Origin of the sequence: Halomonas sp. McD50-4 (assembly GCF_022348135.1) — a bacterium.
Lineage (GTDB): Bacteria > Pseudomonadota > Gammaproteobacteria > Pseudomonadales > Halomonadaceae > Vreelandella > Vreelandella piezotolerans.
Window position 1 is genome coordinate 366,236 of sequence record NZ_JAKRFG010000001.1, and the last position, 15,793, is coordinate 382,028.

15 protein-coding genes are annotated in these 15,793 nt (G+C 58.6%); 2 read left to right on the forward strand and 13 right to left on the reverse strand.

What is annotated here, in order from left to right; all coding sequences use genetic code 11:
• Positions 1-48: 48 nt before the first annotated feature.
• The 4 genes from fabD to MHM85_RS01770 form a co-directional block, all read right to left on the reverse strand.
• On the reverse strand, positions 49-1,008 hold the full coding sequence (gene fabD / locus MHM85_RS01755) for an ACP S-malonyltransferase (protein WP_139527224.1): 960 nt from the start codon (positions 1,006-1,008) through the stop codon (positions 49-51).
• A 151-nt stretch (positions 1,009-1,159) separates the two neighbouring features.
• A complete protein-coding gene (gene plsX, locus MHM85_RS01760) occupies positions 1,160-2,173 on the reverse strand; it encodes a phosphate acyltransferase PlsX (RefSeq protein ID WP_239283977.1) in 1,014 nt (337 codons plus the stop codon).
• Positions 2,174-2,212: 39 nt separating this feature from the next.
• A complete protein-coding gene (rpmF, locus tag MHM85_RS01765) occupies positions 2,213-2,383 on the reverse strand; it encodes a 50S ribosomal protein L32 (protein WP_009099300.1) in 171 nt (56 codons plus the stop codon).
• Positions 2,384-2,419: 36 nt separating this feature from the next.
• Positions 2,420-2,968: a YceD family protein gene (locus MHM85_RS01770; RefSeq protein WP_139527222.1), complete on the reverse strand. Its 549-nt coding sequence runs from the start codon at positions 2,966-2,968 to the stop codon at positions 2,420-2,422.
• Positions 2,969-3,136: 168 nt separating this feature from the next.
• Between MHM85_RS01770 and MHM85_RS01775 the strand changes: the two genes are divergently transcribed.
• A complete protein-coding gene (locus MHM85_RS01775; protein ID WP_139527262.1) occupies positions 3,137-3,766 on the forward strand; it encodes a nucleoside triphosphate pyrophosphatase in 630 nt (209 codons plus the stop codon).
• Here MHM85_RS01775 and sppA read toward each other — a convergent pair.
• The 3 genes from sppA to MHM85_RS01790 are packed head-to-tail and all read right to left on the reverse strand — an operon-like array spanning position 3,732 to position 6,501.
• Complete coding sequence (gene sppA / locus MHM85_RS01780) at positions 3,732-4,847, reverse strand: signal peptide peptidase SppA (RefSeq protein ID WP_139527221.1); 1,116 nt, start codon at positions 4,845-4,847, stop codon at positions 3,732-3,734. The two genes, MHM85_RS01775 and sppA, sit on opposite strands and share 35 nt — an antisense overlap.
• A 30-nt stretch (positions 4,848-4,877) precedes the next feature.
• A complete protein-coding gene (locus MHM85_RS01785) occupies positions 4,878-5,549 on the reverse strand; it encodes an HAD-IA family hydrolase (protein ID WP_139527220.1) in 672 nt (223 codons plus the stop codon).
• A 10-nt stretch (positions 5,550-5,559) separates the two neighbouring features.
• On the reverse strand, positions 5,560-6,501 hold the full coding sequence (locus MHM85_RS01790) for an RluA family pseudouridine synthase (protein WP_219861078.1): 942 nt from the start codon (positions 6,499-6,501) through the stop codon (positions 5,560-5,562).
• 690 nt (positions 6,502-7,191) lie between these two features.
• Between MHM85_RS01790 and rne the strand changes: the two genes are divergently transcribed.
• Entirely contained in the window at positions 7,192-10,512 is a 3,321-nt protein-coding gene (gene rne, locus MHM85_RS01795) for a ribonuclease E (protein ID WP_219861080.1), read from the forward strand.
• A gap of 59 nt (positions 10,513-10,571) precedes the next feature.
• Here the strand turns inward: rne and murB are convergent, their stop codons facing one another.
• From murB to msbA, 6 genes are read right to left on the reverse strand one after another with little or no spacing between them, the layout of a single operon-like run.
• Entirely contained in the window at positions 10,572-11,591 is a 1,020-nt protein-coding gene (murB, locus tag MHM85_RS01800; RefSeq protein WP_239283988.1) for a UDP-N-acetylmuramate dehydrogenase, read from the reverse strand.
• On the reverse strand, positions 11,581-12,048 hold the full coding sequence (locus MHM85_RS01805) for a low molecular weight protein-tyrosine-phosphatase (RefSeq protein WP_139527217.1): 468 nt from the start codon (positions 12,046-12,048) through the stop codon (positions 11,581-11,583). Before MHM85_RS01805 ends, murB begins: the two co-directional genes overlap by 11 nt.
• Positions 12,045-12,830 (reverse strand): 3-deoxy-manno-octulosonate cytidylyltransferase, encoded by a 786-nt coding sequence (gene kdsB / locus MHM85_RS01810; RefSeq protein WP_153842890.1) that lies wholly within the window; start codon positions 12,828-12,830, stop codon positions 12,045-12,047. The genes MHM85_RS01805 and kdsB overlap by 4 nt, the downstream gene beginning before the upstream one ends.
• Positions 12,830-13,039, reverse strand: a complete 210-nt coding sequence (locus tag MHM85_RS01815; RefSeq protein WP_219861082.1) for a Trm112 family protein — start codon at positions 13,037-13,039, stop codon at positions 12,830-12,832. The genes kdsB and MHM85_RS01815 overlap by 1 nt, the downstream gene beginning before the upstream one ends.
• Positions 13,032-14,048, reverse strand: a complete 1,017-nt coding sequence (gene lpxK, locus MHM85_RS01820; protein WP_219861085.1) for a tetraacyldisaccharide 4'-kinase — start codon at positions 14,046-14,048, stop codon at positions 13,032-13,034. Before lpxK ends, MHM85_RS01815 begins: the two co-directional genes overlap by 8 nt.
• Positions 14,045-15,781, reverse strand: coding sequence for a lipid A export permease/ATP-binding protein MsbA (gene msbA, locus MHM85_RS01825; RefSeq protein WP_139527213.1), 1,737 nt, complete (start codon positions 15,779-15,781; stop codon positions 14,045-14,047). The genes lpxK and msbA overlap by 4 nt, the downstream gene beginning before the upstream one ends.
• Between the last annotated feature and the right edge of the window lie 12 nt (positions 15,782-15,793).

The following is a 15,793-nucleotide window of genomic DNA, read 5'->3' on the forward strand; positions in this document are numbered from 1 at the left end:
CGTTTCCTTCCACTGAACTAAGCAAGGGTAGCTGATATTCGCCGTTTATCACGCATTACCCGCCAATGTTTCGCGCGCAAGCTCGAGCGCTGCGTCCAAACTGTCGGGGTCGTTGACCGCCAATCCCTTGGCACCACGCACGATACGCTTGTTGAGGCCGGTCAGCACCTTGCCCGGGCCACATTCGATGAAGACATTAGCACCTTGCTCTGCCATGGCTTCAACGCAAGAGGACCATCGCACAGGTTGATAGAGCTGCTCGATCAAGCGCGTACGAAGCGTGTCGACATCCGCATGGGCTTGGGCGTCGACGTTTTGGATGACGGTGTAGCGAGGCGTGCGTAGCTCGATCGATTGCATCGCATTGGCCAAACGCTCGGCAGCGGGGCGCATCAACGCACAGTGGGACGGTACAGAAACGGGCAAAGCCAGTGCACGCTTGGCACCGGCCTCTTGGCAGGCCGTAATGGCACGCTCAACCGCCGCTTTACTGCCAGCGATGACCACCTGCCCAGGAGAGTTATAATTCACGGCCGATACGACGTCACCCTGGGCGGCGCTAGCGCAGGCGGCTTCAACAACGGCATCGTCAAGACCAAGTATCGCAGCCATGCCGCCTTCGCCAGCGGGAACGGCCTCCTGCATGGCTTCACCACGTAGACGAACGAGCTGCACACCTTCGGCAAAGCCCATCACGCCCGCGCAGACCATCGCACTGTACTCGCCAAGGCTATGACCTGCCATTACGCTAGGGCGAGGGCCTTCCAGCTCCTGCCAAACTCGCCAGATAGCCACGCTGGATGTGAGCAGCGCTGGCTGGGTGCAAGCCGTTGCATTCAGTGCATCTTCGGGGCCTTCCTGGACGACCTTCCATAGGTCATAGCCCAGCGCATCGGACGCTTCCTCAAATGTCGTTCCCACCACACTATAGCGCTCGGCCAGCTCCCGCAGCATTCCAAGCTGCTGAGAGCCTTGCCCGGGAAAAATGAGGGCAAGGGGTTGAGACATGTCGTTCACCTTTGCTCTTGTAGGCATTTGCTCAGTTGAGCGATAGGCGTAGTCATCGGTAACGCTGACGCGCAGCGAACGGCATCTCCAATGGCCACCGATAACCCGCAAAAATCGTACGACGTTTTGTGGCGTCTTGCTTGCCTTCGGTTCAAGACCAGCGACTGGCAAGCTGGGTTGGCAGATCGCGTTCTACTTCTTGCAAGGCTCGCTGAATAGCGTAGTAGAACCCATCTGCACCGGCACTCCCATGGCTCTTCACCACAATCCGTTTTAGCCCAAGTAGGCTTGCGCCGTTATAACGTACGGGGTCAAGCTCCTGCTTGAGCCGTTTCAGCACAGGTTTGGCCAGTACACTTGCCAAACGTCCACATAGGCGTGATTCAAACGCCCACTGCACACGCTCAACCAACATACGAGTCAAACCTTCGCTCGCCTTCAACGTCACGTTACCGACAAAGCCATCGCACACCATGACATCGATCTCGCCTTGAAAGATGTCGCCACCTTCCGCATAGCCTAGATATACAAATGGCAGTGAGGATGCACACTCCCGAAGCAAGTGATCCGTCTCCCGCACGGTCACACTGCCTTTTGTGGCCTCTGCCCCAACGTTCAATAACGCAACGCGAGGACGGTCGATCCCATCTATGCAGTGCGCCATAGCAGCCCCTAATACGGCAAAATCAACGAGCCGTGAGGAGGGGGAATCTACATTTGCCCCCAAATCCAGCAGGTAGCAACGTCGACCGCCCCGTGAGGGTATGGCAGTACTGATAGCGGGCCGGGAGAACCCAGAGATCATGCCAAGCTCACGCCGCGACAGCGCGACTAACGCCGCGGTATTGCCAGCACTGAGCCCGGCATGGGCGCCACCTTCTGCTACATAGCGCAGCATGCGCGCCATGCTCGTCTCGTGCCCACGCCGCAACGCCCAGGCAGCCGATGCGCTGGGCGGCACTGCATCAGAAACATCGCAGGCGACTAAACGTGACGCTGCCGCAGCCAAAGGCTGCGGCAAGCGCGAAAGTTCAGCGATGATACGCTGACGCGGGCCGAACAGGATGAGTTCAATGTCAGGTCGCTCGATGACCGCCTTTGCAGAGCCTTCGATAATGGCACGAGGGCCTTGGTCACCCCCCATGACATCGATCGCTAGGCGCATTGCACCCACGCAGTTATGCCACTCGTAAAGTGTTAAGGCTTAAACCTCAACCACCTTACGGCCGCGATAGAAACCATCGGGAGAAACATGGTGACGCAGATGAGTGGTGCCCGTTTCTTTGTCTTGTGACAGAGTCGGTGCGCTCAGCGCATCGTGACTACGACGCATGCCGCGCTTGGAACGAGTTTTACGGTTCTGTTGAACTGCCATGAGTGTTTACTCCAAGGTATGTAGGGTAAGTGATGCTTACTTTTTGCCTTTCAAAGCGCCACTGCTTTTCAAAGCATTGAGCACCGCGAAAGGATTCTTGGCTGAAGCGGACTCGTCCGCCGCGCCTTCGGTCTTGCTGACCAGCTGCTCCGCCGAGACATGGCATTCGGTCTCATCGTGGTAGACCACCTGGGGAAGGCTGAGAATGAGCTCATCCTCGACCACCGTCAGCAGGTCCAGCTGTTCGTTTTCCACCAGCACCGGCTCATGACTGGCAGGCAGCTCGGCGGCCAAGGCTTCGTCGGTAATCATCCCAAGCAGGAAGTCACTGGAAACGTCTTGGCTAAGCGGCACCATACAGCGACGACAAGGCAGTGCCAGCGTCGCTTGCAAATGGCCACGAATTTCGCGGCGACCTTGGGCATCGACACCAAACTCGAGTACGACATGACAGTCGCCCGTTTGGTCGCCTGCTTCTTCAGCAAGGCGGGGCAGCTTATTCAGCGCCACTAAGCCTTCGAGTCGTTCGCGGCGGGCTGCAAGCTTATAAGGCTCAACCCGGCTGGGGAGTTGTGAGGTCAACATAGGCGCGCAATGATAGGCACTCGCCCCCCTGGTGTCAAAGCTCATAGCATAATTCTTATCGATAGCTCGGTGAAAACGGGGCTATTAGGCATGTCGCCGCGCTTTCGCTACACTCAATGCCCGTGCTGATGGCGCCATCCCAGTCAAAAGGAGACGACAGTGCCGCAAATGCAAAACGCCCCCCTCGTCCTTGCGTCTAGCTCTCGCTTTCGCCAAGCGCTGCTAGACCGTCTGCAGCTACCTTACCAATGTCACTCCCCTGACATCGACGAGACGCCCCTCAATAACGAATCCCCGCAGGCACTCGTTCACCGCCTTGCGCTGAGCAAAGCCAACGCGGTGGCCGAGCGTTTCCCCCACCACTGTATCATTGGCTCTGATCAAATTGCCCTGTTCGAAGGTGACATTCTCGGCAAACCACACACATCGGAGCGCGCACGTGCCAATCTAGCGCGTTTTTCGGGCCGTAAGGTCACGTTCTTGACGGGACTCGCTCTGGTCGACACGCGACATCAGCGCCACCACGTGCATATCGAGCCGTTCGAGGTGGTATTCCGCACCTTGAGCGAACAGGAAATAGAACGTTACGTTGCCCTTGAGCAACCCCTCGATAGCGCCGGAAGCTTTCGCATGGAGGGGTTGGGAATCACACTATTCGAGCGTCTGGAGGGCCGTGACCCCAACGCATTGATCGGACTGCCCCTCATCGCCCTTTGCGACATGCTTCGCCACGTGGGCATGAACCCCTTGGCGACGTCTGACGCTACTGGGCCTGAAACTTTATCGGCGCATGACTAGTGTGCACACCCAGCACCTCGGCAGCCGCTTGAGTAAATCGGCGCGTTAGCCGCTCGAAGGGATCTAAACGAGGCGTGTAGTTCTCCCAGGACGCCTCGCCCACCTGTGCACGGGCAACCTGCTCTAGACTCGCCAACTCATCGACCAACCCTAAGCCAAGCGCCTGCTCGCCGCTCCAGACTAGCCCGGAAAAAATATCCGGGTTATCGCTCAAACGCTCTCCGCGCCCCGCTCGCACATCACCAATGAATTGCTCATGCGTTTGGGTGAGCACGCTTTGCCAAAAGCGCGCCACGTCCTCGTCCAACGGCTGAAAGGGGTCTAGAAACGCCTTGTTCTCACCCGCCGTCATGACTCGGCGCTCGACTCCCAGCTCGGCAATGGCTTCTTGAAAGCCAAATCCCGCATAAATCACGCCAATCGATCCCACCAAGCTGGCCGGAGACGCAACGATCTCGTCTGCCGCCGACGCAACGTAGTAAGCACCGCTGGCACCCATATCTTCGATCACTGCAATGATCGGCTTATCGCCCTGCTCGCGCAGGCGCATGATTTCGGTATAAATACGTTGAGACTGGACAGGACTTCCTCCCGGGCTGTCGATGTGCAGCACCACGGCGGCAACACCGGCATTGTCCCAGGCTCGATTCAAACCTTGGATGATGCGCTCCGCATTGGCAGGCGCATCGCTGGCAATCACTCCGTGCACTTCTATCAACGCCAAGTGTTGCTGCGCGGGCACTGCAGCGGTAGGTTCTGCCAAAAATAACCGATAGAGCGTCGTCGTCAGCGAGATGAGCACCAGCGCGAGTAACATCAACCTAAAGAATAGCTTCCAGCGGCGGCTTCTACGCTGCTCGGTCAGCACACCACCGATCCAACGATCCATCATCTCAAGCTGAGCTAGCCGCTGACGCTCTCTTAGGGTCTCTGCATCGTCCTCTTGGTTACCTGTCTGCGCTGCCCGCTTTTGCTGCGCAGGCACTTCAGGTCCTTGCGTCCAGCGATCATGCTCACTCGATGGATCACGGCTGCTGGGTGCCTCTCCATGGCGCTCGTCACGCCGCTGATCATCACTCATCGTCGACTCCTACGTTGCGTGTATTCACGTCTAGGCCTGTCTGTATAGCGGCTCGCTGTAGAGCCAATCGAACAGTGACGGTATGTCGTCAGCCACCCACACGGGCTGGCTAGCCGCCAGACGAGCGGGCGTGTGCACACCGTAGGTCACCCCCACCCGATCCATCCCCAGGGCGCGGGCCATCTCCAAATCGTATTCGGTGTCTCCCACCATAACAGCGCGCTCTACTGGCACCTGCAGCTCGGCCAAAATCTCCTCTAGCATCTGGGGATGTGGCTTTGAACGTGTCTCATCGGCCGTGCGGCTCGCGTGAAAAAACTCGCCGCTCCCCGTCTCACGAAAGATTCGATCGAGACCGCGACGACTTTTACCCGTCGCGACCGCAAGACGTTGCTGGGGTCGCTCCCGCAATCTCGCCAGCTGCGCCTCTACCCCGTCGAAAAAAGGCATTGGCGTCGTATTGCCCTCTACAAAGTGATGGGAGTAACGCTGGCGCAGCCGCTCGGCCTGCTCGGACGCAATGCCCGGGCATAGCTTGGCGATTGCCTCAGGCAACCCTAAACCGATGATGTCTTCGATGGCACTGACGTCCAGTTCGCCCCACTCGGCATCCATCGCCGCCGCCTGCATGCAAGCGACGATTTTGGGCACGGAATTCATTAGCGTGCCGTCCCAGTCGAAAATAATCAGCTCGTAACGCATAGCATTTCCCTCATTGACGTGCGCGCTTGAGCGTCTCTTCAAGTGCCCCTGGAAGCGGCGCTTTAACCGTCACAGGTCTGCCGTTACCAGGCTCTGGAAAGGTCAGCGAGCGAGCATGTAGAAAGAGGCGGCCCAAGCCCAATTGCTTGGTCAGCACTGCGCTTTCACGGGTCGCGTATTTATCATCACCCAATAGCGCATGCCCTGCATGGGCAGCGTGCACGCGAATTTGGTGAGTGCGACCGGTCACTGGCTCCGCTTCGATCAGCGTGACTTTTTCGAACGTCTCGATCACGGAGAAGTGAGTGCGTGACACCTTACCATTGGGGTCTACCCGCACGCGCCGCTCGCCGTTGCCTGCATCGAAACGATCCAGCCGCGCGCTTTCGTAGGTTTTGCGGGCAGGCCAGCGTCCGGCCACCAGCGCCAAATAGCGTTTGTCCATGCCGTGTTTTTTCAAAGACTCGTTGAGAGTAACCAACGCATCACGGGACTTGGCGAGCAGTAAACAGCCGGAAGTATCGCGATCGAGACGATGCACCAACTCCAAGAACGTCAGGTCGTCACGCACTTGGCGAAGAGCCTCGATCAAGCCAATCTTGACACCACTTCCCCCATGGACGGCCAAGCCCGACGGCTTGTTCATCACCATCCAGTCGGGCCCTTCCATGATCACGCTTCCCACCAGCAGGTCGCGCAGATTATCGCTGACTTCTTTCACCGCCTCTTTAGGGGCAAGACGCAGCGGCGGCACTCGCACCAAATCACCCGACTGCAGGCGATAATCGACTTTGACCCGTTTTTTATTGACCCGAACTTCCCCTTTACGAACGATACGGTAAATCAGTGCGCGGGGAGCCCCTTTTAATCGGGTCATCAAAAAATTATCGATTCTCTGACCTGCTTGTTCCGGGGCGATTTCCACCCACTGTACTTCACGCCCTTCGGACATTGCCGCTTACTCCTGGTGACATTCTTTGACGTCAGATTAAAAACGGCATTCTAACGTAGAGCTCCCGGCATTGCGTCAATTGCTGGTGGTTGTCTTTACTGTTATATTCCAAAGCGCTCATCGGCCAACGTGGCCGGGCCGAACGTGGCCCGCTTTTATAACATTGGTATAAAGAAGGATGTTCCACGTTTTGGCTTCGCACCTGCACGACCAACACGCAGGTCAGAGCGCACTCAGTAGTGATAAGTGTACGCACTACCTACTGACAACGTATTGAAATGTAGTAACTCTGTCGTTTGACACCCGTCGGACGAGAGAGAACGTCAGGCTCGGCCAGAAACGGCGGGCCCGTCACTAAATAAACGTTACGCCTCAGCCTTGCAGCCTCTTTTCGTCACAAGTCGTTGCAACGCTAGGGCGCTAAGATCAACGCTGTGCCGATACCGGCGTTGGCGAATCGATGAATGCCAGGTGTAGGCGGTGTCAGCAGAGCCGGATGGACGTGACAGCCACCGAAACATGTTCTGCCGCCGCCACGTACTCAACGCCCTTTCGGCCGGGTCGGCACGACTGCCTTCCCGGCTTAATGCGTCAGCATAACCATGCGCCGAGCACAAGCACGCAGCACCCAGCGATTCGCCGACGCACGCTTTCAAAAGTATGTCGGCACGCCATGCTACGTGAGACAACATGAAACGGATGCTAATTAACGCGACCCAGCCTGAAGAGCTGCGGGTCGCACTGGTAGATGGACAGCGCCTTTACGATTTGGATATCGAATCCGGCGCTCGGGAACAGAAAAAAGCCAATATTTATCGGGGTAAGATCACCCGAGTAGAACCCTCTCTCGAAGCCGCGTTCGTGGACTTTGGTGCCGAGCGCCACGGTTTCCTTCCTCTGAAAGAGATCTCGCGCGAATACTTCATCAAAGACGTCTCTGGTCGCCCTAGCATCAAAGAGGTGCTAAAAGAGGGCCAGGAAGTCATCGTTCAGGTCGATAAAGAGGAACGCGGCAACAAAGGCGCAGCGCTGACCACTTTTATCAGTCTCGCGGGTCGCTTTTTGGTGTTGATGCCCAACAACCCACGCGCAGGAGGGATTTCACGCCGTATCGAGGGCGATGACCGCAGCCAGCTCAAAGATGCAATGGGTCAGCTCACCGTTCCTGATAAAATGGGACTGATCGTTCGTACGGCCGGCATCGGACGTAGCTCCGAGGAGCTACAGTGGGACTTGGATTACCTCGTTCAGGTGTGGGAGTCCATCACGACGGAAGCAGGCAAACGCTCGGCACCGTTTCTGATTTACCGTGAATCCAACGTCATCATTCGCGCCATGCGCGACTACCTGCGCCAGGATATCGGCGAGGTATTGATCGATAGCCCCGAGATTCACGCCGAGGCGCTGGCGTTCATTCGCCAGGTCATGCCCTCGTACCAACAGAAGATCAAGCTCTACGCGGACGAAGTTCCGCTCTTCTCCCGTTTCCAGATCGAGTCGCAAATCGAAACCGCCTATCAGCGGGAAGTGAAGCTGCCATCAGGCGGCTCGATCGTGATCGACCACACCGAAGCGCTGGTCTCAATCGACATCAACTCCGCCCGTGCCACGCGGGGTAGCGATATCGAGGAAACGGCACTGCAAACCAACTCGGAAGCCGCCGACGAGATCGCCCGACAGCTGCGCCTGCGGGATATTGGTGGCTTGGTCGTCATCGACTTTATCGACATGGGGCCCGCGCGCAACCAGCGTGAAGTCGAAAACCGCATGCGCGATGCCTTGAAGCTGGATCGCGCGCGGGTTCAAATCGGTCGCATTTCTCGCTTTGGTCTGATGGAAATGTCGCGCCAGCGCCTGCGCCCTTCTCTCGGCGAAACCAGCGGCGTAGTGTGCCCGCGCTGCAACGGCCAGGGCACCATTCGGGACGTACGCTCACTATCACTCTCGATCATGCGTCTAATCGAAGAAGAAGCCATGAAAGAGCGCAGCGCCCAAATACGCGCCATCTTGCCAGTGTCCGTGGCCACATACTTGCTGAACGAAAAGCGCAGCGTGCTGGCAGACATAGAGTCACGCCAAGGGGTTCGCGTGGTCCTGCTTCCCAGCCCTGACATGGACACGCCGCATTATGATGTCCAGCGCCTGCGGGATGATCATTTAGACGAAGATGATAGCCACTCGCTCTCCAGTTTCGAGCTGTCGACCGACACCGACGTCGGCAAAGAGCCAGACCCAAGCTTTGCGCCCCCTGCTCAGCGTGCCGAAGCTGCCGTGAAGAGCGTCGTGCATAACGCCCCGGCGCCTGCATCGCTACAAACCGAAGAAGCGCCTGCCAAGGTAGCCGCCGCTCCAGCGCCGACCGCCGAACAGCCCAGCGTACTCGGCCGCTTCATTCGCGGCTTCGCCAAGCTATTGGGCGGCGATGACAGCGCTCAGCAGACGGCTAAAGAGGCAGAAGCGCCACGCAAGCAGTCCGAGCAGCCAAGCCGCCCGCCACGCAACGAGCGCCGCAGCAAACCGGCCCAGGAGCGCAGCGACAGCACGCCTAAGCAGGAACAGCGCAGCGATAACGCCAAGAACGATCAGCGCGGCAACGCGGCGGGAAACACCGGATCACGTAATGAAGATGCCAGCGACAAGCGCAGCGGCCCAAGCCGTACGCGTAATCGCCGCCGCCACCCCCAACAGGACGATAGCAAAGGCCAAGAGAACGCGAAAAACCCGCGTCAGCAGAGCCCGAAAGAGAGCGTAAAAGAGAGCCCGAAAGAGACCTCCAAGGAGGAGTCTGGTAAACCTCAGGAGCCTCGTCGCGACAAGCCACGGGAGAACAAGCCCAAGCAGGAAGAGCGCGCACCTGCGGCGCAGGCCGACGACAGCCAGCAGGATGACGGCAAGCCAAAGCGCACCCGCAACAACCCGCGTAACCGCTCGCGTAAACAGGCGCTCAATCCGCAGGCGGAAGCCGAGCAGTTGAAGCTGCAAGCCGAAGCCGCAAAGGCTCCCCAAGCCACTGATGGCATGGCCGACACAGCGCCTGCTGACGTGACACCCACGGTTGAGGCCTCCACACAGACAGCCGAAGCCTCTCAGGCAACGGCCACCGAGGCACCGACTGATGCCGCGACCCTACGAAGCGATCAGGCCGACCAGACGTCCGAAGTGAGCGCTGGCGAAGGTACTGGCGGAAGCACTGGAGAGAGCACCAAAGAGAGCACTCCCACAGAGCGCGCAGTCAACAGTGCCGACAAAGTTCGCAAACCGACGCGCCAGCGTCGTCAATCCAAGCCGGAAGCCACCGCTCAAGAAGCAGCGGCACCGAGCAGACCGCAGCCCGAGCCCGCCTCCACGGAAGCAGCTAGCCACGCGGAGCCTGACGACGCTACTACAGAACGCGCACGCACCGCGGACGTGCAGCAAGAACCCCACGTAGAGTCGTCAGCAGTTGAGGTGCCCAAAGCCGAAGTGCCGGATGCAAGCGTTGACGATGCGAGCGATGCTCAGGCTCAGCCAACTGATCACGCAAAGGCGCCGCAGGCCACGAACGCGCCTCAAGCGCCCGCGGCCACTCCGGCAGAGACCGAGGCAAGCAGCGCTGCGCCTGACAAAGCACACGCCCAAGCGGCGAAGACCGACGTATCGGTAGCGCCAGTAGCAGACGTCGATGCCCAGCCCACGGCAGAAGCGGAGCAGGACAACGTTGACACAGCGCCTTCTGCGAAGCCTGAAGACGACGCACCGACCTCCGAGGCGGCCACGCCGGCAAGCGAACGAACTGCCGAGAAGACGCCCAGCGATGCCGTCGCCGACGAAGCGACATCAGCGACTGCCCATGCGTCCGAGCAGAAACCCGCGGCCACTGCCTCGACCGACGAGGTGTCTGCGCCAGCGCCAGCTAGCATTGCCACCGACGAAGAAGCGCCTAAACCCCGCCGTCGTCGCCGTCGTGCCCATAACGATCCGCGTGAGCTGCGCAAGCAGCAGAACGCTCAAGGTCAGAACTCGCAAGAGTAACGGCCAAGCACAAAAAACCCCGCCTCGGCGGGGTTTTTTATAGCTACTCGATGCTTTGCTTAAACCACGCGAGGCTCGGGCTCCAGCGTGACGGCAAACCGATCGTATACAGCGTTTGCCACGCTTTCAGCAAAACGCAGCAGCCCAGGACGGTCGCCTCCCCCGAAGTGCACGAGTACCAGGGCTTGACGCTCATGCACGCCGAAAGCGCCGTCACGATAGCCCTTCAAGCCACACTGATCTATCAGCCATCCTGCCGCCAGCTTGGTTTGGTGGTGAGCTTGAGGAAAGTGCGGCATCTGCGGATATGTCTGTAGAAGGCGTTGCGCTTGAGACTCGTCCACCACCGGGTTCTTGAAGAAGCTACCCGCATTGGCGAGCACGGCCGGGTCTGGCAGCTTCTCTCGACGAATGGCGCAAACCGCCTGAGCGACCGCCAGTGGCGTGGGTGAAGCCGTCACACGAGAGGCCAAATCGCCATAGCCCAGCACGGGACGTGGGCACTCGGAGAGCCGAAGTGCCAGTTGAGTAATCACCACTCGACCAGCCAGTGCCCGTTTGAAGATACTATCTCGATAGCCGAACTGACAGGCCTGAGCGCTCAACCAGCGCACCTCGCCCGTGGCCAATTCGACCACCTGGACACCTTCCAGCACATCGCTCAGTTCGACGCCGTAGGCCCCAATGTTCTGTACCGGCGCCGCACCGCAATCACCTGGAATGAGCGCTAGATTCTCCGTCCCCCAAAGCCCTCTGGCCGCCAAGGCCATGACCAGCGAGTGCCAGTTGACGCCAGCGCCGACGAACGCCACGACGCTCTCGTTCTGGCGCTCCAACCACCAGTGGCAAAGCGCTGGGCGCAGCGCCATGCCCATGAGAGTAGGTGGCAAAAGTACGTTGCTGCCACCGCCGAGCAGCGTTATGGGCCACTGCCGAGCATGAGCATGGTGAAGCGCCGCCTGTAGGCTCGTTAGCGAAGTGGGCGCGGCATAGTGCTCCACCTGACAAGGCAGACGCAGCGTATTGGCGGCAGACAAATCCACCCAGGCTGCTGGTTGATTCACAGCGTCAGCGACCACGGGTCAACTCGTCGATCAATCCGGCACTGGCCTGCTCGATCATGTCCAATACCTGCTCGAATCCCTCCTCTCCGCCGTAGTAGGGATCAGGCACATCCGTATTGGGCAACCCGGCATACGCCAATAGCAACCCTGTTTTGGCTTGACTATCGGCGGGCTGTAACGCATGGATGGCCGCCAAGTTGTCATGATCCATACCTAGCACGTAATCAAACGCATGGAAGTCGTTCGCGGTTAGCTGTCGGGCACGCAGGTGGCTGATGTCCACGCCACGCCGACGTGCGGCCGCCTGGGCACGCAGGTCAGGGGCTTTACCCACGTGCCAATCGCCTACGCCGCAGGAGTCGATGTCGACAAGATGAGTGAGCCCTGCACGCGCTAACGCCTGCTGAAATACGCCTTCCGCCGTGGGCGAGCGGCAGATGTTGCCCAGACAAACGAACAGTACGCGTGTCATGACCGCCCCTCCTCTACCGCCAGCAGCGCTCTGACACGCGCTAGATCCTCTTGCGTATCCACACCGGCAGGATTCACCGCGCTGGCCAACGCCACTTGAATCGCGTAGCCATGCTGGAGAGCGCGAAGCTGCTCTAACTGCTCCAATTGCTCAAGCGTGGAGGTCGGCAAATCCTGATAAGCTGCCAAAAAGCTAGCCCGATAGGCATAGATACCGATATGGCGTAGCCATGCATCGGTTTCCAATAGGTTGGGCTGGCGTGTGAAGTGCTCCCGATCCCACGGAATCGGTGCTCGAGAGAAATAAAGCGCACGCCCTTGCAATGAGCGCACGACTTTCACCACGTTAGGATTGAAGAGCGTATCTACATCCGTGATCGGTTCCGCCAACGTGGCCATCGCAGCATCGGGATCATCGGCCAAGCGATGCGCCACTTGGTCGATGAGTACGGGAGGAATAAGCGGCTCATCACCCTGGACATTGACTACCAGCGTCTCGTCGTCGAGACCGAGCTGCTCGACGACCTCGGCCAGTCGATCAGTACCCGACGGGTGATCGTCGCGCGTCATGACGACGTCTGCACCGTAAGACAGCATGGCGTCGCGAATGCGATCATCATCGGTGGCGACCACGACGCGGCTTGCCTGACTTTTGCTGGCACGTCGCCACACATGCGCCACCATCGGCTCTCCCGCAATGTCTAGGAGCGGCTTCCCCGGCAGCCGCGAGGAGCCAAAACGAGCGGGTACTACGGCGATGAACGGCGTCGACGTGTCTCCCATCACGCCTCCCCAGTGCGGCCAGGCGAAGTAGCGAGTTTTTCATCGGCATCCATGCGTCGCGCCTCTTCAGGCAGCATGACAGGAATGCCGTCCTTGATAGGGTACGCCAATCCGTCGTAATGGCAGCAAAGCTCCTGCGCGTCTCGGTCATACTTCAGTTTGCCGTTACATAGTGGGCAAACCAGCATCGCCAATAATTCCTTATCCATCGGTGCTTCCCCTTTGTGTCAAGTCGGACAGCTTATTGAGCAGCCAGTCCTCGAATGCGTGTGGAAGCTGCGCTTCCACGTCTAATACCCAGCTATCAGGCGGTGCAAACGCCTGACACTTCACGGCGTCTTTGGCCGTCATGATAACGGGGCGTTTCGATACGAACTGAAAGGTGCTGGTATCGAAAGGCTGATGGTCATTCAAAGGGTGCATCGCTCCGCTAACACCCAATGATCGAAGCGTATCGAAAAAGCGCTGAGGATTGCCAATTCCCGCCATCGCATCGACAGGAAGAGAAAATGGCAGCGGCTGAAGTGGCCACTCCTGCCCAGTCTTCAAGTAGCGCCAACGCGTAGGTACAAGTGTCATGGACACCCCCTCAATACCCAGCGGACGCTGGGGAGTTCCGTTGATGATCACTGCATCTACGCTCGCCAACCGCGCCGGCGCCTCCCTCAGTGGACCCGCCGGAAGACAACGGCGATTGCCGAGCCCTCTAGCACCATCAACCACCACTAACTCAATATCGCGTCCCATCGCCAAGTGCTGCAAGCCATCATCGCTAATTAACACGTCGCACCCCTGCCGCATCAGCATATCGGCCCCGCGTGACCTCTGCGGATCGGCAACGACCGGTACCCCGGTCTGCTGAGCTAGCATGAGCGGCTCGTCACCGCTATGATGCGGGTCGGTTGACGGCGTTACCAGCAAGGGATAGACCGGCGCCTTTCCGCCATAGCCACGTGTGACGATACCCGGTGAAAACCCTTGCATTTTGAGCCAACGGCTTAGCCATGCGACCAGTGGCGACTTACCGGTTCCCCCCAAGGTAATATTACCGACCACGATCACCGGCACTGGCGCTCGCCATGTTGGCTTATCACCACGACGGTAAAGCGCCGCTCTCCGCCTCATGAGATAACGGTATAAAAAGCCGAGCGGATAGAGCGGCGTCAGCCACGCGCTGCCTTCATAGGCGGCTTTCAGCCAGCGCTGCGACAAGCTCATTCACTCTCCTGAAACTGAAGCTGATGGAGGGCTGCGTAGGCACCGGCTTTTTCCAACAGCTCAAAATGCGTCCCCTGCTCCACGATGCGTCCCTGATCCATCACCAGGATACGGTCGGCACGCTCGATGGTAGAGAGGCGATGGGCGATCACTAGCGTGGTTCGCCCCTGACAGACGTGTTCCAGCGCTTTTTGAATATAGCGCTCGGATTCGGTATCGAGGGCGGAAGTCGCTTCATCCAAGATCAAAATAGGCGCATCTTTGAAGATCGCCCGAGCGATGGCAAGCCGCTGACGCTGACCGCCTGAAAGCATGACACCATTCTCCCCAACTATCGTCGCGAAGCCTTCGGGCAGCTTTTCGATGAACTCGCTGGCATAGGCGGCTTCGGCGGCGGCTTTGATAGCGACAGGATCAGGATCTGCCTCCCCATAGGCAATGTTGGCGGCAATCGATGCGTTAAACAGCGTTACCTGCTGGGAGACCAAAGCAATGTTCTGGCGCAACGGGCCTAAGGCATACTCGTCAGCATTGACGCCATCGATCAAGATACGCCCTTCACTCGGTCGATAGAAGCGCGGTAGCAGGCTCACTAAAGTGGATTTTCCGCTCCCCGAGCGCCCCACGATCGCCACCAACTCGCCGGGGGCAACGTCGAGATCAATGTGGTGCAGCACATTTGGGTGGTCGTCGTCATAGCGAAAGCTGACATCCTCGATCACCACGTGGCCACTCAGTTTGTTGGGTAAGCGTTTGCCCTCGTCTTGTTCAGGCGTCAGATCCAACAAGCCAAACAGCTCGGACGCCGCGGCAATGCCTTTCTGAATCTCACCGTTGATTTCGGTAAGCTGACGAACCGGTTTGATCATCAGCGCCGCTGCCGTAATGAAGGCAACGAACTCACCTGGCGTCATGTCTTCCATGAGTGAAGGGGCCATGGCCAGCCAAACCAATAGCGCCATGGAAATCGCCACCAGCATTAGCACCACAGGCGAGCTGACCGCGCGCGTCATGGCCTCCTTCATGCTTTGGCGACGGTTCTCTTCACTGACCCGTTCGAAACGCTGCTTCTCATACGCTTCTGCACCGTGGGTACGCACCACTCTGTAACCGGAGAGCGCCTCTGAAGCAACGTGCGTCACATCACCCATGGAGTGCTGAATGCGCTTGGAGATACGTCGAAAGCGCTTGCTTACATAGCTCACGACACCCGCAATGATTGGCGTGACGCCCAGAAACAGCAGTGTCAGCATCCAGTTGGTCCAGAATAGATAACCGATCAGCCCAATGACGAACAGCCCTTCTCGTAAAATGATCGTGACCGCATTGGTGGCGGCGCCCGCCACCTGCTCGACATGATAAGTGACGCGTGAGACCAGATGGCCGCTAGAGTGGTGATCGAAGAAGCGCCCCGGCAGGTGCAACAAATGGGCAAATACGTCGCAGCGCAGGGTGTGAATGACATAGCGTCCAACGTAAGCCATGAAATAGGTGCTCAAGAACGTTCCTAGCCCGCGAGAGGCGAACATGAGCACGACGAACAGCGGCAAAAACAAACGAAAAGCGGCATCTGGATTCTGGATGCCGTCAATCAGTCGCTTCATCATCTCCGCCAGCGCCGTGCTCGATGCGGCATAAATCACGAACCCTACCACCGCTAGCGCAAACGCACGCCAGTGTGGCTTTACGTACCCCAATAACCTTCTATATAACATCCAACCTGAATCAGTCACACGCGCTCCCGG